At 68.7% G+C, this 19,880-nt stretch carries 15 protein-coding genes; 11 read left to right on the top strand and 4 right to left on the bottom strand.

Annotation, left to right across the window (positions count from 1 at the left end):
* Positions 1-4 precede the first annotated feature (4 nt).
* Genes mltB through G4D77_RS07015 form a run of 4 tightly spaced genes read right to left on the bottom strand, consistent with a single transcriptional unit; the run spans position 5 to position 5,305 of the window.
* A complete protein-coding gene (gene mltB / locus G4D77_RS07030; protein ID WP_154834937.1) occupies positions 5-1,201 on the bottom strand; it encodes a lytic murein transglycosylase B in 1,197 nt (398 codons plus the stop codon).
* Positions 1,198-3,354 (bottom strand): transglutaminase TgpA family protein, encoded by a 2,157-nt coding sequence (locus G4D77_RS07025; RefSeq protein ID WP_154834936.1) that lies wholly within the window; start codon positions 3,352-3,354, stop codon positions 1,198-1,200. Before G4D77_RS07025 ends, mltB begins: the two co-directional genes overlap by 4 nt.
* The gene (locus tag G4D77_RS07020) at positions 3,351-4,385 is read right to left on the bottom strand and encodes a DUF58 domain-containing protein (RefSeq protein ID WP_016449707.1); all 1,035 of its coding nucleotides are present in this window, start codon (positions 4,383-4,385) and stop codon (positions 3,351-3,353) included. Before G4D77_RS07020 ends, G4D77_RS07025 begins: the two co-directional genes overlap by 4 nt.
* On the bottom strand, positions 4,385-5,305 hold the full coding sequence (locus tag G4D77_RS07015; RefSeq protein WP_154834935.1) for an AAA family ATPase: 921 nt from the start codon (positions 5,303-5,305) through the stop codon (positions 4,385-4,387). Before G4D77_RS07015 ends, G4D77_RS07020 begins: the two co-directional genes overlap by 1 nt.
* A gap of 90 nt (positions 5,306-5,395) precedes the next feature.
* Between G4D77_RS07015 and G4D77_RS07010 the strand changes: the two genes are divergently transcribed.
* The 11 genes from G4D77_RS07010 to G4D77_RS06960 all read left to right on the top strand — a co-directional run bounded on the left by G4D77_RS07010 (position 5,396) and on the right by G4D77_RS06960 (position 19,864).
* Positions 5,396-6,301, top strand: coding sequence for a histone deacetylase family protein (locus G4D77_RS07010; RefSeq protein ID WP_017406772.1), 906 nt, complete (start codon positions 5,396-5,398; stop codon positions 6,299-6,301).
* A gap of 17 nt (positions 6,302-6,318) precedes the next feature.
* Positions 6,319-7,128: an enoyl-CoA hydratase gene (locus tag G4D77_RS07005; protein WP_016449704.1), complete on the top strand. Its 810-nt coding sequence runs from the start codon at positions 6,319-6,321 to the stop codon at positions 7,126-7,128.
* Between the two features lie 92 nt (positions 7,129-7,220).
* Positions 7,221-8,510 carry a mechanosensitive ion channel family protein gene (locus G4D77_RS07000; protein ID WP_016449703.1) on the top strand — a complete coding sequence of 430 codons (1,290 nt, stop codon included), beginning with the start codon at positions 7,221-7,223 and terminating at the stop codon, positions 8,508-8,510.
* Positions 8,511-8,719: 209 nt separating this feature from the next.
* Entirely contained in the window at positions 8,720-9,469 is a 750-nt protein-coding gene (locus tag G4D77_RS06995; protein WP_046239651.1) for an electron transfer flavoprotein subunit beta/FixA family protein, read from the top strand.
* A 13-nt stretch (positions 9,470-9,482) separates the two neighbouring features.
* Entirely contained in the window at positions 9,483-10,415 is a 933-nt protein-coding gene (locus G4D77_RS06990) for an electron transfer flavoprotein subunit alpha/FixB family protein (protein ID WP_070080554.1), read from the top strand.
* Positions 10,416-10,570: 155 nt separating this feature from the next.
* A complete protein-coding gene (locus tag G4D77_RS06985) occupies positions 10,571-11,713 on the top strand; it encodes an ABC transporter substrate-binding protein (RefSeq protein WP_016450177.1) in 1,143 nt (380 codons plus the stop codon).
* Positions 11,714-11,810: 97 nt separating this feature from the next.
* Positions 11,811-13,601, top strand: coding sequence for an acyl-CoA dehydrogenase (locus G4D77_RS06980; RefSeq protein ID WP_154834934.1), 1,791 nt, complete (start codon positions 11,811-11,813; stop codon positions 13,599-13,601).
* A gap of 60 nt (positions 13,602-13,661) precedes the next feature.
* Complete coding sequence (locus G4D77_RS06975) at positions 13,662-14,621, top strand: NAD(P)H-dependent flavin oxidoreductase (RefSeq protein WP_012204314.1); 960 nt, start codon at positions 13,662-13,664, stop codon at positions 14,619-14,621.
* Between the two features lie 292 nt (positions 14,622-14,913).
* Complete coding sequence (gene cydD / locus G4D77_RS06970; RefSeq protein WP_154836398.1) at positions 14,914-16,554, top strand: thiol reductant ABC exporter subunit CydD; 1,641 nt, start codon at positions 14,914-14,916, stop codon at positions 16,552-16,554.
* Positions 16,551-18,236: an amino acid ABC transporter ATP-binding/permease protein gene (locus tag G4D77_RS06965; RefSeq protein WP_154834933.1), complete on the top strand. Its 1,686-nt coding sequence runs from the start codon at positions 16,551-16,553 to the stop codon at positions 18,234-18,236. Before cydD ends, G4D77_RS06965 begins: the two co-directional genes overlap by 4 nt.
* Before the next feature lie 41 nt (positions 18,237-18,277).
* Entirely contained in the window at positions 18,278-19,864 is a 1,587-nt protein-coding gene (locus G4D77_RS06960) for a cytochrome ubiquinol oxidase subunit I (RefSeq protein ID WP_016450181.1), read from the top strand.
* The last annotated feature ends 16 nt before the right edge of the window (positions 19,865-19,880 follow it).

Raw genomic sequence — 19,880 nt, 5'->3', positions numbered from 1 at the left:
TGGATCAGCGGCCCATGGCTGCCGCGACTTCCTGGCCCAGCTCGATCACGGACAGCGCGTAGTAGCTGGACCAGTTGTAGCGCGTGATGGCATAGAAGTTCTCCGTGCCCGCGATGTACAGCGGCTGGCCCTGCGCGCCGTTTTCCAGCTTGACCAGGGCCAGCGGCCCCGGGTGCGCGGCGCCGTCGCCTGGCAACTGCACGCCGCGTGCGGCCATCTCGTCGGCCGTGAACTGGGGAAGGATGTCGGGCGCCAGCAGGGCGGCCAGGTCGGCGCCCTGGGCCTGCATGATCACCGGGTAGTGGGTGGGCATGCCGCTTTTCCAGCCATGCGCGACAAAGTAGTTGGCCACCGACCCGATGGCATCGGCCGCGCTGCCGAACAGGTCGATGCGGTCGTCGCCGTCAAAGTCCACGGCCCACTTCACCCAGCTGCTGGGCATGAACTGGCCCATGCCCATGGCGCCTGCGTAGCTGCCGCGCAGCGAGAACGGGTCCGTGCCCGCACGGTGGGTGAAGCGCAGGAACTGCTCCAGCTCGCCACGGAAGTACTCGGTGCGCGCCGCAGCGCGCGGGTGGGCGGCAGGGAAGTCGAAGCTCAGCGTGGCCAGGGCGTCGATCACGCGGAAGTTGCCCATCTGCTGGCCGTAGATGGTCTCCACGCCGATGATGCCGACGATGATTTCGGCCGGCACGCCGTACTGCTTTTCGGCACGCGCCAGCGCAGCGGCATTGGCCTGCCAAAAGCGTGTCCCGGCACGTATGCGCACGGTCTCGACAAAGCGGCTGCGGTAGACGCCCCAGTTCTTGGCCGTGCCCTGGACGGCCGGCGTCATCAGGCGCGGCACCTGGGGCAGAAAGCGGGCCTGGGCGATGGTCTCGCGCACCCAGTCCACCGGCAGGTCGTGGCGCATCGCAATGTCGGCGGCCATCTGCATGGCTTCAGGCCGTTCGCCGTAGGGCGTGCTGCCCTGCACGGTCCTTGCCACGGCGGCGCCGCCAGCGGCCGTGGCGGCGGCAGCAGCGGCCGTGCGCTTTTTCGTGGAAGGTTTGGCCGTGGACTTGGTCGTGGTTTTAGCCGAGGTTTTGGCCGTGGCTTGGGCGGCAGGGCTGGCTGCCGGCTTGCCGGCCAGCGCGCCGCAGGGAACGGCCGCGGCCGCGAGCAGCAGCAGGGCGCAGGGGATCAGTCGTTGCTTGGTCATGGTGTGCTTGTCGTGGGGCCGGCAGCGGCGGCTTGTGGCCGTGGCTGCGGGTTGCGTGGCCAGTCCAGCGCCCGCCATTGGCGTCGCAGGGCGGGCAGGCCGGGGGTGTCGGGTGCGGATGAGGATGGGGATGGGGATGGCCGTGCGTAGCGCTGGCGCTCCATGCCCAGGAGCCAGTCGTGAAGGGCCTGGGCCGCCTTGGCATCGTCCCGGCCCCAGCGGTCCATGACCTGGGCTGCCAGCGCACGTGGGGGCAGGCTGGCGTCGGCGTCCAGGCCGATGCGCCGCAGCCGGGCGCGGGTCCTGTCCATGAGGCGCAGCCATTCGTCGCGGCTGGTGCGCTGGGCGCGGGCCATCCAGGCCAGCCACGCCAGCGCAGCCACGCCGGCCAGCGCGCCCAGCAGGCGGAGCATGTCCACCCACGAGGGCGATTGCACGCCCAGGTTCTTGAGCAGGTCCAGCTGGCGGCTTTGCGTGTAGTTGAGCACCCACTGGTTCCAGCCGTTGTTGACGGCCTCCCACACGGCGCGCATCTGCTGCAGCATGCCCACGCCCACGAAGTTGCCCATGGCTCCAGCGATGGCGCCCTGCGGCGCGCGCAGGCGCTGGAACTCGCCCACGCGCGACGGGGCCACGGCGCCGGTGGGGTCGATGCGAACCCAGCCCTCATCCTCCAGCCACACCTCGGTCCAGGCATGGGCGTCGGCGTTGCGCACGGTCCAGTAGCCGTCGACCGGGTTGCGCTCGCCACCCTGGTAGCCGGTGACGATGCGGGCAGGCACGCCCATGCCGCGCATCAGCACGGCGAAGGCGGAGGCGATGTGCTCGCAGAATCCCTCTTTGCTGTCGAACCAGAAGTCATCGGCCGTGTGCACGCTGTCCACCACGCCGGGCGCCAGCGTGTAGGTGTAGCCGCCCTTGCGCAGGCGCGCCAGCGCGGCCTGCACCCAGGCGCGGGGCGTGGCATCGGCCAGTTGCGGGTCGGCACGCATCTGCCGGGCCAGCTCCAGCGTGCGCGGGTTGCTGCCTTCGGGCAGCTGGGTGTAGCGGCGCAGGGCGCGCGTGGGCTTGAGCGGGCCGTAGCTGAACTGCACATGGCTTTGGGCGCTGATGCGCACCACGTCGGTGATGGGGCGCCAGGTCAGCCATTGCAGCTGCGGCGTCATGCGGGCGGTGCCCATGCCTGGGGGGAGCTCGGGAGTCCTGGCCGCGGCGTCCAGCAGGGGTAGCCAGGGGCGGCGGCTGGGCTCTATGGTCATCTGGTAGCTCACGCCCTCGCCGGAGACGCGCAACTGCGCGTCCTCCAGAACGGCCTCCGTGTCCATCTGCCATTCCTGTCCGTCAAAGCGAGACAGAACGGGTCCCCGGAAATACAGGGTGTTGGCAGGCGGAGGAGCACCATCGGGCGTATCGAAACGCAGGCGCAGGGCCACGTTTTCGTCCAGCACCAGCGAGGCCATGGAGCCCACGCGCATGTTCTCCGACAGGCCGCTGCGGCCGGCCAGGTCGTTGCCCGGCACGCCCCACAGCGGGGCCATGCGCGGAAAGAACAGGAACAGCGCCACCATCACCGGCGTGCCCCACAGCGCCAGCAGGGCCGCCGTGCGCAGCGCCTGGGTCAGCGGCGGCCGGCCGGCGGTCATGTGGGCATTGACCAGGGCCGTGAGCAGGCCCAGCAGGCCCAGCACCATGGCCAGGGCCAGCAGCAGGGACTGCGAGTAGAAGAAGTTGGCCAGCAGCGCGAAGAAGCCCAGGAAGAACACCACCATGGCGTCGCGCCGGGCGCGCAGCTCCAGTGTCTTGAGCGCCAGCAGCAGCACGATCAGCGTCACGCCCGCATCGCGCCCGACAAAGGTGCCGTGCGAGACCCAGGTGGCGCCCAGGGCCAGCAGCAGCAGTCCGCCCAGCAGCCAGCGGCCGGGCAGGGGCTGGCCACGCCAGGCCAGCAGGGCGCGCCACAGCAGCAGGCCGGCCACGAAGACCATGGTCCACCAGGGCGTGTGGGCGGCCTGGGGCATAAGCACCCAGGCCACCACGGCCAGCAGGAACAGGGTGTCGCGCGCATCGCGGGGCAGGGCGGCCAGGCGCTGGCGCCAAGTGGCCGCAGGCTGCGCAATGGCTTGGAAGGAGGAGGGCATGGACGTGCGATTCATGGGCAGGCCGCCAGGGCTTCCAGGCAGAGCGTGGCATGGGCCGGGCCCTGGTCGGGGGCGATCTCGCGGCCGTCGGGCAGGCGCAGGCCCCAGGTCAGGTCCTGCTGGCGCGCGGCCAGCACCCAGGCGGTCAGGCGGCTGAGGCGGGCCTCGGGGTCGGCCAGGCCGGTGGCCTTGGCATCCAGCCACAGGCGGTGCTGCTGGGACAGCGGGCGGTCGCGGCTCACCAGCTGGTTGCTGCCCGTGGCAAAGGCCTGTGCAGCCTTTTTCCAGACCACCAGCTTGAGCGGATCGCCGCGACGGTAGGCCCGCACACCGTCGAACTCGTCGCCGTGCCGCGTGGCGGCCGCGCTGCGGCCGCCGGCATCGGCGCTGGCCGGTGGAAGGGGTGGCGGATTGTGCTCGGGCGCCGGGTAGATCCAGGCCTGCGTCTGTGCGCGCCACAGCGCCCAGACGCGGAAGGTGCCCAGCGGATAGCGGGTGGCCGCCGTGATCGTGGGCAGTGGCTGCCGTCCCCGGCGCAGCGGTGTGAAGGCCAGCTGTGCCGTGGTGCTGCCCTGTGCCGGTACATCGATCCAGGTCCAGTCGGTGGCCGGGACATCGCCCTGCACGGCCAGGCCTATGCCCCAGCGCGTGCTGCGGCGGCTGTTGTGCAGCACCACGTCGAAGCGGCAGGGCTGGCCGGCAAAGCTGCCGGCCGGCGGCACCAGGTGCATTGCCAGGCCGCGCAGGTTGCCGTGGCCGACCACCATGCCCGCAGCCGCGCTTCCGGCCAGCAAAAAGGTCAGCAGGTAGCCCAGGTTGAGCTGGTAGTTGATGGCTGCCACCAGCAGCACGCACAGCGTCAGCGCCAGGGCCCAGCCTGCGCGCGAGGGCATGATGTAGACATTGCGCTGGGTCAGCCTGAGGCTGTCGGTGCGCGGCAGGCGGGCATGCCACCACTGGCGCACGCGCCGCGCAGGAGACCAGCGCTGGCGCAGCGATGCCCCCGGCTGGGCGGCGCCGGGCGAGGACGCGGGAGCGGCCGGCATCAGCGCAGCGCCACGGCGTCCAGCATGGCGCGCACCTGCTCCACGGCACCCCGGCCGCTGGAGCCTATGGGCACCAGGCGGTGGGCGGCCGTCTGCGTCAGGATGGCCTGCACATCGTCGGGCGCCACGTAGTCACGCCCCTCCATCAGGGCCACCGCCCTGGCCGCGCGCAGCAGCGCAATGCCCGCGCGAGGCGACAGGCCCTGCACGAACCACTGGCCCGAACGCGTCGCCTCCAGCAGGTCCTGCACATAGTCGAGCAAGGCATCGCTGGCATGGACCTGCAGCACGGCGGCCTGCAACTGCTGCAGCTCGTCCGTGGCCAGCAGCGGGAGCAGTGCATCGGCCTGGGCGCGCCGGCCATTGCCGGACAGCAGGGAGCGCTCGGCCGCGCGGTCGGGATAGCCCAGGCTGATGCGCATCAGAAAGCGGTCCAGCTGGCTTTCGGGCAGCGGGAAGGTGCCCAGCTGTTCCTGGGGGTTCTGGGTGGCGATCACGAAGAAGGGCTCGGGCAGGCGGTGCGTGCGGCCTTCGGACGAGACCTGGCGCTCTTCCATGGCTTCGAGCAGGGCGCTCTGTGTCTTGGGGCTGGCGCGGTTGATCTCGTCGGCCAGCAGTACCTGGGCGAAAACGGGACCTGGATGGAAGACGAAGGACTCGCTGCTGCGCTCATAGATGGACACGCCGGTGAGGTCGCTGGGCATGAGGTCGGCCGTGAACTGCACGCGCGAGAACTGCAGCCCGAAGCTGTGCGCCAGCGCATGGGCCAGCGTGGTCTTGCCCACGCCGGGAACGTCTTCCAGCAGCAGGTGTCCCCCGGCCAGCAGGCAGGCCACGCTGTCGCGGACTTGAGCCGGCTTCCCTACAACCACCGTGTTAAGCTGATCCAGAAGCGCCTTGATCTTGTGTGTAGCTTGCATGGCGCGACGTTATCCTAAAAAAAACATCGCGGAGACATCACTGTGGGCAAGACGGGTTATTTCACCCATAGGGAGTGCTGGCGGCATGAGATGGGGCCGGGGCACCCAGAGTGCCCGGCCCGGCTGGACGCCATCGAGGACCGGCTGCTGGTGACCGGCGTGGCCGATGCGCTGGAGCGGCACGAGGCCCCCCAGGCCTCGCTGGCCGACATCGAACTGGCCCATGACCGCATGCATGTGGCCGCGCTGCAGGGCCTGACCCAGCGCCTCATCGAGGAGCAGCAGGCCGGCGGCCCCGAGTACTCCCAGATCGACACCGACACCTCCATCAACAGCCACACCTTCTCGGCCGCGCTGCATGCGGCCGGTGCCGCGCTGGCGGCCACCGATGCGGTGATGGCCGGCGAGCTGGAGAACGCCTTTTGCGCCGTGCGCCCTCCCGGCCACCATGCCACGCGCCACCAGGCCATGGGCTTTTGCTTCTTCAACAACGTGGCCGTGGGCGTGAAGTACGCGCTCAGCCGCCACCACCTCAAGCGCGTGGCCGTGATCGATTTCGACGTGCACCACGGCAATGGAACGGAGGACATCCTCTCCGGCGACGACCGCGTGCTCATGTGCGGCATCTTCCAGCACCCCTTCTATCCCTTCAGCGGCGACCAGCACCCGGCCGCCAACATGGTCAACGTGCCGGTGGCCGCCTATACCAAGGGCATGGACATCCGCGAGATCGTCGAGATGATGTGGATCCCGCGACTGGAGGCCTTCAAACCCGAGCTGATCTTCATCAGCGCCGGCTTCGACGCCCACCGCGAGGACGACATGGGCCAGCTGGGCATGACCGAGCAGGACTTCACCTGGATCACCTCGCGCATCAAGGACATTGCGCGGCGCTTCTCCAAGGGGCGCATCGTCTCCTGCCTGGAAGGCGGCTACGTGATGGGGCCGCTTGCGCGCAGCGTGGAAGCGCACGTGCGCGTGCTGGCCGACCTCTGAACCCGATCTGGAGCACCATGAACGCGAGCACCCATCCTTCTGAAGCCAGCCCCCTGCTCGACGTGCAGCGCGACGCGCGCGGCGTCGTGCGGCTCACGCTCAACGATCCGCAGCGCTTCAATGCCCTGGGCGAGCAGATGCTCACGCAGCTGCAGCAGGCGCTGGACGATGTGGCGCGTGACGAGTCGGTGCGCGTGGTCGTGCTGGCTGCAGCCGGCAAGGCCTTTTGCGCCGGACACAATCTCAAGGACATGGCGGCCCATCCGCAGCTGGACTACTACCAGAAGCTGTTCGCGCAGTGCAGCCGCATGATGCTGTCCATCCACCGGCTGCCCGTGCCCGTGATCGCGCGCGTGCACGGCATTGCCACGGCGGCGGGCTGCCAGCTCGTGGCCCAGTGCGATCTGGCCGTTGCTGCGCAGGCGGCACGCTTTGCCACCAGTGGCATCCACTATGGCCTGTTCTGTGCCACGCCCAGCGTGCCCTTGGTGCGCAATGTGCCGGCCAAGCAGGCCATGGAGATGCTGCTCACGGGTGACTTCATCGACGCGCAGCAGGCGCTGGACCAGGGCCTGGTCAACCGCGTGGTGGCCGAGGAGGCGCTGGACGATGCGGTGGAGCACTTCGTGCAGTCCATCGTCAGCAAGCCCCGCGCGGCCGTGGCCATGGGCAAGGCCCTGGTCTACCGCCAGCGCGAGATGGGCATCGAGGCGGCCTACCAGCTGGCCGGCCAGACCATGGCCGCCAACATGATGGATGCCGACGCCCAGGAGGGCGCCCAGGCCTTCGCCGCCAAGCGCGAACCGGCCTGGAAGACGGGCCGCTGACCGACCTGCATGTAGGCCCCGGTCCGGTTGGCCTGTCCTGGATCTGCGCGATGATGGCGGCCTGCGCCCTTGCGGCGGAACGGCCCTGATCCATGGACATCTTCGACAAGCTCATCAACGACTTCCAAAGCTCCAGCGCCTGGCTGGAGTTCTCCGTTCTCATCGGCTGCCTGCTGCTGGCCTACGGCGCCATGCGCGGCCTGCATGCGCGCTATGGCCATCTGAACGATGGCAAGCCCTCCGTATGGATTGGCCGCCATGCGCTCGACGGCGCACTGTTCCCGCTGCTGGCGCTGGTGCTGGTCTTCACCAGCCAGGAGATCCTGGCGCGGTTTTCCACGGTGTTCTGGCTGCGCGTGGCCGTGTCGCTGCTGGTGTCCCTGTCGGTGATCCGCTTCGTGGCGCGGGTGCTCAGCCGGACCTTCCCCCACTCCACCGTGGTGCGCCTGATCGAGCGCATCTTCTCCTGGCTGGCCTGGGGCGCGGCCGTGCTGCACAGCATCGGCCTGCTGCCGCAGGTCATGGAGGAGCTGGAGGCCCTGCAGTTCAACATCGGCAAGACGCCGGTCAGCCTGCTCAACCTGATCGAGGGCACGCTGTCGGCGGGCCTGATGATGGTGGCCGTGCTCTGGCTGTCCACGCTGTTCGAGCAGAAGGTCATCAACCAGTGGGTCAGCGACCTGTCCATGCGCAAGGTGGCCATGAACATCACGCGCAGCGTGCTGATCCTGGTGGGCCTGCTGGTCTCGCTGTCCATGGTGGGCGTGGACCTGACGGCGCTGTCCGTCATGGGCGGCGCCATCGGCGTGGGCCTGGGTTTCGGCATGCAGAAGATCGCCTCCAACTACGTCAGCGGCTTTCTGGTGCTGATCGAGCGTGCGCTGCGCATCGGCGACAACGTGCGCGTGGACGGCTTCGAGGGCCGCATCACCGACATCCGCACGCGCTACACCATCATCCGCGCGCTCAACGGCCGCGAATCCATCGTGCCCAACGAGACGCTGATCACCCAGCGTGTGGAGAACCTCACCGGATTCGACGTCAAGTTCGGCCTGTCCACCAACATCGTCGTGGGCATGGACAGCGATGTGGAGCAGGTGCGCGGCATCCTGCTCGAAGCCGCAGCCGCGCAGCCCCGCGTGCTCAAGACGCCCGCGCCTTCGGTGGCTCTGGTCGACTTTGTGGAGCAGGGCCTGCAGTTCAGTCTCAGCTACTACATCAACGACCCGCAAAATGGCCAGGGAAATGTGCGCTCCGAGGTCAACCTCGCCGTGCTGCGCGGCCTGCGTGCCGCAGGCGTGAGCCTGCCGGTCCCCAGGCAGGTGGTACAGATCACCGAACGCGTGGGCGTGGCGGCCCAGGCAGCAGAGAAAAGCAGCTAGGATTATTCCTAGGTGCATACCCTGAGTTCAGGCTGTTCCCCTGCAGGAAATCTCAAGGGTCGTGCTTAAAATGGCACGATCGTTCTTTTTTGTGAGCGCGCATGCGGCCCTCGGCCGTCAGGGAAACCTGCCTCAGCTGCTGCAGCGCCGCATACAATGATTTCGGTTTACGTAAACGTCAATCTATCAATCAATCAGGAGCCGCTGCAATGAAGGTTTTGGTCCCGGTCAAGCGCGTGGTGGACTACAACGTGAAGGTCCGCGTGAAGTCGGACGGCACGGGCGTGGACATCGCCAACGTCAAGATGAGCATGAACCCCTTTGACGAAATCGCCGTCGAAGAAGCCGTTCGCCTCAAGGAAAAGGGCGTGGTCACCGAAGTCATCGCCGTCTCCTGCGGCGTGGCCCAGTGCCAGGAAACCCTGCGCACGGCCATGGCCATCGGTGCCGACCGCGGCATCCTGGTGGAGACCACCGAGGAGCTGCAGCCCCTGGCCGTCGCCAAGCTGCTCAAGGCCCTGGTGGACAAGGAGCAGCCCGGCCTGATCATCCTGGGCAAGCAGGCCATCGACGACGATGCCAACCAGACCGGCCAGATGCTGGCGGCCCTGGCCGACCTGCCGCAAGCCACCTTCGCCTCCAAGGTCGAAGTCGCTGGCGACAAAGTGAACGTGACCCGCGAAGTGGACGGCGGCCTGGAAACCCTGGCCCTGAGCCTGCCGGCCGTCATCACCACCGACCTGCGCCTGAACGAGCCGCGCTACGTCACGCTGCCCAACATCATGAAGGCCAAGAAAAAGCAGCTGGACACGGTCAAGCCTGAAGAGCTGGGCGTGGATGTGGCCCCGCGCCTGAAGACGCTCAAGGTGGCCGAGCCCGCCAAGCGCGGCGCTGGCGTGAAGGTGCCCGATGTGGCGACCCTGGTCAGCAAGCTCAAGAACGAAGCCAAAGTGATCTAAGGAAGACAGCGACATGACATCCCTCGTTATTGCAGAACACGACAACGCTTCCATCAAGAGCGCCACGCTCAACACCGTCACTGCGGCCCTGGCCTGCGGCGGCGACGTGCATGTGCTGGTGGCGGGCGAGAATGCCGGCGCCGCTGCGCAGGCCGCTGCCCAGATCGCCGGCGTTGCCAAGGTCATCCACGCCGACGGCGCCAGCCTGAAGGACGGCCTGGCCGAGAACATCGCGGCGCAAGTGCTGGCGATTGCCTCGAACTACAGCCACATCCTGTTCCCCGCCACCGCCAGCGGCAAGAACGCCGCGCCGCGCGTGGCCGCCAAGCTGGACGTGGCCCAGATCAGCGACATCACCAAGGTGGACAGCGCCGACACGTTCGAGCGCCCCATCTACGCAGGCAACGCCATTGCCACGGTGCAAAGCAGCGACAAGATCAAGGTCATCACCGTGCGCGGCACGGGCTTTGACGCAGCGGCCACCACGGGCGGCAGCGCCCAGGTGGAGCAGCTGGCGGCCGCTGGCGACAGCGGCAAGAGCAGCTTCGTGGGCCGTGAAGTGACCAAGAGCGACCGCCCCGAGCTGACGGCCGCCAAGATCATCGTCTCCGGCGGCCGCGCGCTGGGCAGCAGCGAGAAGTTCCAGGAAGTCATCACGCCCCTGGCCGACAAGCTGGGCGCGGCCATCGGCGCTTCGCGCGCTGCGGTGGATGCAGGCTATGCGCCCAACGACCTGCAGGTCGGCCAGACCGGCAAGATCGTCGCTCCGCAGCTGTACATCGCCTTGGGCATCTCGGGCGCCATCCAGCACTTGGCCGGCATGAAGGACTCCAAGGTGATCGTGGCGATCAACAAGGATCCCGAGGCACCGATCTTCTCGGTGGCCGACTACGGCCTGGAGGCCGACCTGTTCCAGGCCGTGCCCGAGCTGGTGCAGGCGCTGTAAGCGACCAAAGCTGAAAAATGAGGGGCACAAGGCCCCTCTTTTTCCGTCACGGATGCCGGGATGGCCCGCTGGTCATGGTTCGCGGCAACGACTACAACAACGGCTTTGGCCGCCAGCGGGTGCTGGCAATGGCATGAACCGAGAGGGAGATTGAAATGAAGATGATGCGCTTGCGCCTGGCCCGCACGGCCGTGGCCTTTGTCTGTGGCGCCATGGCGCTGGCCGCCGAGGCCAATGCCTGGGTGGTGGGGCAGGTGGCACCCATGTCGGGAGCCGGCGCGACGCAGGGCCGGGCCTATGCCCAGGGCATGCGCCTGTACTTCGACCAGATCAACAAGGCCGGCGGCGTGCAGGGCCAGCCCGTGCAACTGGTCACGGTGGACGATGTGGGCCACCCCGATGAAACCGTGGACAAGACCCGCAAGCTGCTGGACGAGTCCAAACCCGTGGTGCTGGCCGGCTATTTCGGCAACCGCAACATGGCTTCGCTGCTGGACAGCAAGCTGCTCGACCAGTCCCAGATCTCCCTGGTGGGTTACCAGAGCACGGACACGCGTGTGCTGAGCCATCCCCAGATCTTCAGCACGCGCGCCAACCTGCCCGAGGAAATGGCCAAGATCGCCTCGCACCTGGCCACCGTGGGCATCACGCGCCTGGCCCTGCTGCATGACGAGCGCCCGGATGCCAAGGCCGTGGCTGAACTTGTGGACAAGGCGATTGCGCCTTCCAAGGCCAAGCTGGTGGTCAGCGCCTCGCTGAGCACGGGCAAGGGCGCCATGGACAAGGCCGTGTCCCAGTTGCAAAAGGCCCAGCCTTCGGCGCAGGCCGTGATGGTGGTGGCCTCCAGCCCCGTGACCTCGGCCTTCGTCGAGGCGTACCGCATGGCGGGCGGCACGGCCCAGATCTACGCGACATCGGAAGCCGATATCGAGCAACTGGCCAAGCGCCTGCCCGTGGAGTTCATGAGCGGCCTGTCCATTGCCCAGGTCGTGCCCAGTCCCTACAAGGTGACCATGCGCCTGAACAAGGAGTTCAGGGACGCGGCCACCGCTGCCGGCAAGTCGCTGACCGTGCCGGTCAGCTACGCCATGATGGAAGGCTATGTGAACGCCCGCGTCATCGTGGAGGCCATGCGCCGCACCCAGCCGCTGACGCGCGAGAAGCTGGCCGCTTCGCTGCGCGGCCTGGACGCCTTCGATCTGGGCGGCTACTGGGTTACCTATCGTCCGGGCTCGCAGGCGGGCTCGAAATTCGTGGATTTGTCCATCGTCAACGCATCGGGTCGCGTCACGCAATAACGCAGCAATGCAGTAGTGCCGTGGCGGCGCGCCCGCTGTCCCAGGTCGCCGCGCGCTGCGCGCCGGCGGTCCAGGCTCTGTTCAGGAAGGTTCAACAATGACTTACTCGGCTCCCCTCAAAGACATGCTGTTCGCCATGGAGCATCTGGCGCAGATCGACCAGGTGGCACAGTTGCCCGGTTTCGAGGAGGCTGGCCTCGAGACCGCCCAGGCCGTGCTGGAGGAATGCGCCAAGCTGTGCGAAGGCGTGGTGGCGCCGCTGAACCTGCCGGGCGACGTGGCGCCTTCCAGCCTCAAGGACGGCGTGGTCACCACCACGGCGGGCTTCAAGCAGGCCTTTCGCCAGTACGCCGAAGGCGGCTGGCAGGGCCTGCAGCATCCGCAGGATTTTGGCGGCCAGGGCCTGCCCAAGACGATTGGCGCGGCCTGCGTGGAAATGCTCAACAGCGCCAACCTGAGCTTTGCGCTGTGCCCGCTGCTGACCGACGGCGCCATCGAGGCCCTGCTGACGGCCGGCAGCGATGAGCTCAAGGCCACCTATCTCGAGAAGCTGGTGACCGGCGAGTGGACCGGCACCATGAACCTGACCGAGCCCCAGGCCGGCTCCGACCTGGCCCTGGTGCGCACCAAGGCCGATCCGCAGCCCGATGGCAGCTACAAGGTCTTCGGCACCAAGATCTTCATCACCTATGGCGAGCACGACATGGCCGAGAACATCGTCCATCTGGTGCTGGCCCGCGTGGCCGGGGCGCCCGAGGGTGTCAAGGGCATCAGCCTGTTCGTGGTGCCCAAGTTCCTGGTCAACAAGGATGGCTCGCTGGGCGCGCGCAACGATGTGCACTGCGTGAGCATCGAGCACAAGATGGGCATCAAGGCCTCGCCCACGGCCGTGCTGCAGTACGGCGACAACGGGGGCGCCATCGGTTACCTGGTGGGCGAGGAAAACCGCGGCCTCGAATACATGTTCATCATGATGAACGCGGCCCGCTACGCCGTGGGCGTGCAGGGCATTGCCGTGGCCGAGCGCTCCTACCAGCATGCCGTGGCCTATGCCCGCGAGCGCGTGCAAAGCCGCCCCGTGGACGGCAGCGTCAAGGCCAGCGCCACCATCATCCACCACCCCGATGTGCGCCGCATGCTCATGACCATGCGCGCCTACACCGAGGGCTGCCGCGCCATGGCGGCCACGGCCGCCGCGGCCTACGACGCATCCCACCACCATGCCGATGCCCAGGTGCGCGAGGCCAATGCGGCCTTCTATGAATTCATGGTTCCCCTGGTCAAGGGCTACAGCACCGAGATGAGCCTGGAAGTCACCAGCATGGGCGTTCAGGTGCACGGCGGCATGGGCTTCATCGAGGAGACGGGCGCCGCCCAGTACTACCGCGACGCCAAGATCCTGACCATCTACGAAGGCACGACCGCCATCCAGGCCAATGACCTGGTGGGCCGCAAGACGGCGCGCGATGGCGGCCAGACCGCGCTGGCCATTGCGGGCCAGATCGAGAAGACCGAGGCCGAGCTGGCCGCCAGCGGCACGCCCGAGGCACTGGCCGTGGCCCGCCAGCTGGCCGCCGCGCGCCAGGCCTTCGTGGAGGCGGTGCACTTCGTCTCGGGCCAGGCCAAGGCCGAGCCCAATGCCGTGTACGCCGGCAGCGTTCCCTACCTGATGCTGGCGGGCAACCTCGTCGCAGGCTGGCAGATGGGCCGCGCCCTGCTGGCGGCCGAGCAGCTGTTGCACAAGGGACAGGACGAGGCCTTCATGCGCGCGAAGATTGCGACGGCGCGCTTTTATGCCGAGCACATCCTCGTCAAGGCGGCGGGCCTGCGCGATGCCATCGTGCACGGCGCAGGCAGCGTGATGGCACTGCCCATGGACGCCTTCTGACCCGGCGCTCCCGCAAGGCACAACGCAGACAGAGATACCGAGAACCAACGGAGACAACGCATGTCCAAGCTTCCCCCGGCGCTGAAGAAACTGGCCCTGCCAGTGATCGGCTCGCCGCTGTTCATCATCAGCAACCCCAAGCTCGTGATCGCCCAGTGCCAGGCCGGCATCGTGGGTTCCATGCCCGCGCTCAACGCGCGCCCGGCCGAGCAGCTCGAAGACTGGCTGGCCGAGATCACCGAGACCCTGGCCGCCTGGGACAAGGCCCATCCGGACCGGCCCTCGGCGCCGTTCGCCATCAACCAGATCGTGCACAAGAGCAATGACCGGCTCGAGCACGACATGCAGATGTGCGCCAAGTACAAGGTGCCCATCGTCATCACCAGCCTGGGTGCGCGCGAGGACGTGAACCAGGCCGTGCACAGCTGGGGCGGCGTGGTGCTGCACGACATCATCAACAACAAGTTCGCGCACAAGGCCATCGAAAAGGGGGCCGACGGCCTGATTGCCGTGGCGGCGGGCGCGGGAGGCCATGCGGGTGTCAAGAGCCCGTTCGCGCTGATCCAGGAGATCCGCGAATGGTTCGACGGCCCCGTGGCGCTGTCGGGCTCCATCGCCTCGGGCGGTGCCATCCTCGCGGCCCAGGCCATGGGTGCGGACTTCGCCTATATCGGCTCGGCCTTCATCGCCACGCATGAGGCGCGTGCGCACGACGCCTACAAGCAGGCCATCGTGGACGGCACGTCCGACGACATCGTCTACAGCAACCTGTTCACGGGCGTGCACGGCAACTACCTGGCGCCGTCCATCCGCGCGGCTGGCCTGGACCCCGACAACCTGCCCGAGTCGGACCCCAGCAAGATGAACTTCGGCGGCGACGCCAAGAAGGCCTGGAAGGACATCTGGGGCTGCGGCCAGGGCATTGGCGCCATTCGCGAAGTCACGGGTGCGGGCGAGCTGGTGGAGCGTCTCAAGCGTGAATACAACCAGGCGCGCGACCGCCTGCTGTCCACCCCGTAAGGTCGGCAGAGCCCAGGACGGGCTCTTCTCCTACTCTGCCAGACGGCGCCTTCGGGCGCCGTTTTCTTTGGGTATTACCCACGCTGTGCGGGTCCGGTCCTCGAAGTTGTTTGCGCAAAACCCCTTGCGCACGCTTGACTGCTTCACTCGGCTTCCCCCTACGAGCGACTTGCCTGGAGCAAGTTTGTTTAGAATTCTTTGCGTAATTTCAGTAAATACTGAAATTACAGAATAAATGAACAAACCTTGTACCCCGTCATTGCCTGAGTTCCACCAGCTGGCCCGTCGTCCGATGGCGGGTACGGGGCGCCTGGTGCTGGCCTCGCTGCTGTGGCTGCCCCAGGCGCTGCTGCTGGCGTTGGCCGTGCAGTCCATGGCCGATGGCGCGGGCAGAGAGCCGCTGTGGCCAATGTGGCAGCTCGCGGCCGGCGTGGCACTGCTGGGCGGGTTGCGCGCCTGGTGCGATGCCAGCGGCACACGCCGCGCCAATCTGCAGGCACGCAGCCTGGTGAGCGCGCTGCGCGCGCAGGTGCTGCGCACGCTGGCGGGCACCTCGCCGCTGGACCGCCAGCGCGCGGCCTCGGGCCAGGCGGCCAGCGCCATGGCCGAGCAGGCCGAGGCCATCGTGCCCTGGCTGTCGCGCTACCAGACCGCCATGTGGCGCGTGCGCACCGTGCCGCTGGTGATTGCGCTGGCCGTGGCCAGCCAGAGCTGGGTGGTGGCGCTGATCCTGGTGGTGGCCGCGCCGCTGATCCCGCTGTTCATGGCCATCGTCGGCTGGCGCGCCAAGGCGGCCAGCCAGGCGCAGATGGTGGAGCTGGGCGGCATGAACGCCTTCCTGCTCGACCGCCTGCGCGGCCTGTCCACCCTGCGCTCCCTGGGCGCGGTGGATGCCACGGCGCAGCGGCTGCGCGCCAATGCCGAATCCCTGCGCGAACGCAGCATGCGCGTGCTGCGCATCGCCTTTCTGTCCTCCGCGGTGCTGGAGCTGTTCTCGGCCCTGGGCGTGGCCATGGTGGCCGTCTACGTTGGCTTTCACCTGCTGGGCCATCTGCCCTTTGGCAGCTGGGGCCAGACACTGAGCCTTGGCCAGGCGCTGTTCGTGCTGCTGCTGGCGCCCAGCTTCTTCGATCCCCTGCGTGAGCTGTCTGCCGTCTGGCACGACCGCGCCAGCGGCGAGGCTGCGCTGCAGGCCCTGGGCGAGCTGGGCCGCGATGCGCAGCCGCTGCCCGGCGCACTGGCTGCGCCCGGCAGGGCGGCCGGCCAGGCCTGCGCCCTGCACCTGGAGCAGGTGCGGCCCCAGGCGCCAGGCGGCGCGGTCACGCTGCCGGCGCTCACGCTGGACGTGCGGCCTGGCGAGCATGTGGCGCTGTGGAGCCCCAGCGGCAGCGGAAAGTCGCTGCTGCTGGCGCAGATTGCCGGCCTGCTGCCGGTAGCCGAGCCTGGGCGCATCCATATCGACGGCCAGCTGCTCGACGGCGAATCGGCCGGCCGGCTGCGCGCGCGCATGGCCTGGATGGGGCAGAGCCCCCATGTGTTCGCCGGCTCGGTGGCCGAAAACCTCCGGCTGGGCCGCCCGGGATTCACCTTCGGCGAACTGCGCCAGGCCTTGCGGCTGGCCGGTCTGGGCAAGCTGGCCGAGGCCCGTGCCGGCGCCACGCTGGGCGAGGGCGGAGCCGGCCTGTCGGGCGGGGAGATCGTGCGCCTGGCCCTGGCGCGCCTGGCCCTGTCGCGCGAGGCAGGCCTGCTGCTGGTCGATGAACCCACGGCCCACCTGGACCCGGCCACGGCCGCCCAGGTCACCGATGCCCTGCTGCAGCTGGCACGCGGGCGCACGCTGATCGTCGCCACCCACGATGCCGAACTGGCCGCCGCCATGCACCGCGTGGTGGAGCTGGCGGGCCATGCCGCCCCGCAGGAGCTGGCCGCATGAAGCCCCGCTCCACCCTCCGGCCCGTGCTTGCCGCCCTGGCGCGCATGGCGCCCCGCCGCCTGTGGCTGGGCGGCGCGCTGCTGGCCTTGCTCACGGTGCTCATGGGCATGGCGCTGCTGGGCCTGTCGGGCTGGTTCATCACGGCCACGGCGCTGGCCGGGCTGGTGCCGGCCACGGCCATCGTCTTCGACGTCTTCATGCCCTCGGCCGGTATCCGCCTGCTGGCCCTGGGCCGCACGGGCACCCGCTATGCCGAACGGCTGGTCACCCATGACGCCACCCTGGCCGTGCTGGCCGCCCTGCGCGAGCGGCTGCTGCGCAGTTGGGCCACTCCCGCCGCCGCCCTGAGCCTGCGCCTGCGGCCCGCGCGCCTGCTGCAGCGGCTGACGGCCGACGTGGATGCGCTGGACAGCCTGTACCTGCGCCTGTTCGTGCCCTTGCTGGCCGCCACGGGTGCCACGCTGGTGGCCGCCCTTGCGCTGGGACTGATGCGCTGGTGGCTGGGCCTGGCCTTGGCTGCGTGGCTGCTGGCCACGGGCCTGGGCAGCGCCCTGTGGCTGGCCCGCAGTGCGCGCCGGCCCGCCGTGCGCCGCGCGCTGGCGCTGGAGTCCCTGCGCGCCCGCACGGCCGACCTGGTGGCCGGGCAGGCGGAGCTGGCCATGGCCGGCACCCTGGCCGCGCATTGCGAACGCATTGCCGCCCTGGACGCCCGCGTGGCCGAGGCCGACGCCGCACTCCACGGCCTGGAGGCCCGAACTTCCTTCGTGCAAGGCCTGTGCGGCGCCCTGGCCCTGGCCGGTGTGCTGCTGGGCGTAGGCTGGCTGGCCGAGGCCGGCCTGCTGGGCGCCCCCGTGGCTGCGCTGGCCCTGTTGCTGGCGCTGACGGCCATGGAGCCCTTTGCGGCATTGCGCCGTGGCGCGCTGGAGGCCGGCCGCAGCTGGCTGGCCGCGCGCCGGCTGGCGCCCGCCCTGCGCGATGGCGCTGCGCAAGGCGCCTGCGAACCGGCTGTGCCCAGGCAGGGCTTGGCGGTTGAGCTGGAGCAGGTCGTGGCACCCCGTGCCGCCGTGCTGGCCCAGGACATCCGTATCGCCGAGGGCGAGCGTGTCGCCCTGCTGGGCGCCAGCGGCGCGGGCAAGACCACGCTGCTGTCCCTGATGGCCGGCGAGCTCCAGCCGCTGGCCGGCGCCGTGCATGCCCGGCGCTGCACCTGGATGACGCAGCGCACCGAACTGTTCGAGGACAGCCTGCGCGACAACCTTTTGCTGGCCTGCCCCCAGGCCGCCGAGGACACGCTGTGGGCGGCGCTGGAAGTCGCCGGGCTGGCCGGCGATGTGCGCGCCATGGCGCAGGGCCTGGACACGCGGCTGGGCGAGGGCGGGCTGGGCCTGTCCGGCGGCCAGGCACGGCGCCTGGCGCTGGCGCGGCTGCTGCTGAGCCCCGCGCGCTGCTGGCTGCTGGACGAAGTGACCGAAGGCCTGGATGCACGCACGGCCGCCGACCTGCTGGTGCGGCTGGACAGTGCAGCCCGGGGCCGCACCCTGGTGCTGGCCACCCACAAGCTGCGGGAGGCGCAACTGGCCGACCGGCTGCTGTGGGTGGAGCAGGGCCGCGTGGTGTCCGAGGCGCTGCGCGGCACACCGCCGTTCGAGGCGGCCCTGGCGCGCCTGCGGCAGGACGGCTGATCAAGGATTTCACCAAGTACCCCGAGAGAAAGGATCTCACCATGGACCTCGACATCGTCGATCTATCGCGGCTGCAGTTCGCGGTAACGGCGCTCTACCACTTCCTGTTCGTGCCGCTGACCATCGGCCTGGCCGTGATCATCGCCATCATGGAGACCGTCTTCGTGATGACGGGCCGCACCATCTGGCGCGACATGACGAAGTTCTGGGGCACGTTGTTCGGCATCAACTTCGCCATGGGCGTGGCCACGGGCATCGTGATGGAGTTCCAGTTCGGCATGAACTGGAGCTACTACAGCCACTACGTGGGCGACATCTTCGGCGCGCCGCTGGCCATCGAGGGGCTGATGGCCTTCTTCCTCGAAGCCACCTTCGTGGGCCTGTTCTTCTTCGGCTGGGACCGCCTGAGCAAGGTCGGCCACCTGGTGACCACCTGGTGCGTGGCCCTGGGCTCGAACTTCTCGGCGCTGTGGATCCTGATCGCCAACGGCTGGATGCAAAACCCCGTGGGCGCGGCGTTCAACCCGCAGACCATGCGCATGGAGGTCACCGACTTCTTTGCCGTGCTGACCAACCCCGTGGCCCAGGCCAAGTTCGTGCACACGGTCTCGGCCGGCTACGTGACGGCGGCCATCTTCGTGCTGGGCGTCTCGGCCTGGTATCTGCTCAAGGGCCGGCACATCCAGCTGGCGCGCCGCTCCATGACGGTGGCCACCTCGTTCGGCCTGGCCGCCGCGCTGTCGGTGGTGGTGCTGGGCGATGAAAGCGGCTACCTGTCGTCGGAGCACCAGAAGATGAAGCTGGCCGCCATCGAGGCCATGTGGGACACCGAGCCCGCACCGGCCGCCTTCACGGCCTTCGGCTTCCCCGACAAGGCCGCACGCGAGACGCACTATGCCGTGCACATTCCCTGGGTCATGGGCCTGATCGGCACGCGCTCGCTGACCACCGAGATCCCCGGCATCAACGACCTGGTCCAGCGCACCGAGCAGTACATCCGCAACGGCATCGAGGCCTATGGCGCGCTGGAGGCCATCCGCGCCGCCGGCCCCACGGGCCAGGTGCCGGCCGAGGCCAAGGCCGTCTTCGAGGACAAGGGCGGGCAACTGGGCTACGCGCTGCTGCTCAAGCGCTACGTGGACGACCCGCGCCAGGCCACGGACGCGCAGATCGCCCAGGCCGCCTGGGACACCGTGCCGGCCGTGGGGCCGCTGTTCTGGGCCTTCCGCATCATGGTGGGGCTGGGCATGTTCTTCATCGCGCTCACGGCGGCCTTCTTCTGGCTGTCGGTGCGGCGCAGGCTGGACGCCCATCCGTGGATGCTCAAGCTGGCCGTGATCGCCATTCCCCTGCCCTGGATCGCGGCCGAGTGCGGCTGGATCGTGGCCGAGGTGGGCCGCCAGCCCTGGATCATCGAAGGCGTGCTGCCCACGGCGCTGGCCGTCTCCAACCTGGGCGCGGGCACGCTGCTGCTGACGATTGCAGGCTTCATCGCCATCTACTCCGTGCTCTTCGTCATCGAGATGAAGCTCATGGTGAAGGCCATCCGCAAGGGACCGCAGGAGGAAAGCGCACCGCACCTGACCACCTACTTCCCTCTGATGCAAAAACTCGCCCGCGGGCAATGACCAAGGGAGATTGTCA

The organism is Delftia sp. WY8 (assembly GCF_018437695.1).
Classification (GTDB): domain Bacteria; phylum Pseudomonadota; class Gammaproteobacteria; order Burkholderiales; family Burkholderiaceae_C; genus Comamonas; species Comamonas tsuruhatensis.
Note: the sequence above shows the minus strand (reverse complement) of the source record. Positions and strands in the feature narration are given on the sequence as shown.

What these genes read in the sequence shown, in the direction of transcription:
- G4D77_RS06965 (WP_154834933.1), top strand. Translation starts at nt 16,551, where the DNA reads ATGAAGCCCCGCTCCACCCTCCGGCCCGTGCTTGCCGCCCTGGCGCGC.
- G4D77_RS07020 (WP_016449707.1), bottom strand. Translation starts at nt 4,385, where the DNA reads ATGCCGGCCGCTCCCGCGTCCTCGCCCGGCGCCGCCCAGCCGGGGGCA.
- G4D77_RS07010 (WP_017406772.1), top strand. Translation starts at nt 5,396, where the DNA reads ATGGGGCCGGGGCACCCAGAGTGCCCGGCCCGGCTGGACGCCATCGAG.
- cydD (WP_154836398.1), top strand. Translation starts at nt 14,914, where the DNA reads ATGGCGGGTACGGGGCGCCTGGTGCTGGCCTCGCTGCTGTGGCTGCCC.
- G4D77_RS06995 (WP_046239651.1), top strand. Translation starts at nt 8,720, where the DNA reads ATGAAGGTTTTGGTCCCGGTCAAGCGCGTGGTGGACTACAACGTGAAG.
- G4D77_RS06990 (WP_070080554.1), top strand. Translation starts at nt 9,483, where the DNA reads ATGACATCCCTCGTTATTGCAGAACACGACAACGCTTCCATCAAGAGC.
- G4D77_RS06975 (WP_012204314.1), top strand. Translation starts at nt 13,662, where the DNA reads ATGTCCAAGCTTCCCCCGGCGCTGAAGAAACTGGCCCTGCCAGTGATC.
- G4D77_RS07015 (WP_154834935.1), bottom strand. Translation starts at nt 5,305, where the DNA reads ATGCAAGCTACACACAAGATCAAGGCGCTTCTGGATCAGCTTAACACG.
- mltB (WP_154834937.1), bottom strand. Translation starts at nt 1,201, where the DNA reads ATGACCAAGCAACGACTGATCCCCTGCGCCCTGCTGCTGCTCGCGGCC.
- G4D77_RS06980 (WP_154834934.1), top strand. Translation starts at nt 11,811, where the DNA reads ATGACTTACTCGGCTCCCCTCAAAGACATGCTGTTCGCCATGGAGCAT.
- G4D77_RS06960 (WP_016450181.1), top strand. Translation starts at nt 18,278, where the DNA reads ATGGACCTCGACATCGTCGATCTATCGCGGCTGCAGTTCGCGGTAACG.
- G4D77_RS07025 (WP_154834936.1), bottom strand. Translation starts at nt 3,354, where the DNA reads ATGAATCGCACGTCCATGCCCTCCTCCTTCCAAGCCATTGCGCAGCCT.
- G4D77_RS07005 (WP_016449704.1), top strand. Translation starts at nt 6,319, where the DNA reads ATGAACGCGAGCACCCATCCTTCTGAAGCCAGCCCCCTGCTCGACGTG.
- G4D77_RS07000 (WP_016449703.1), top strand. Translation starts at nt 7,221, where the DNA reads ATGGACATCTTCGACAAGCTCATCAACGACTTCCAAAGCTCCAGCGCC.
- G4D77_RS06985 (WP_016450177.1), top strand. Translation starts at nt 10,571, where the DNA reads ATGAAGATGATGCGCTTGCGCCTGGCCCGCACGGCCGTGGCCTTTGTC.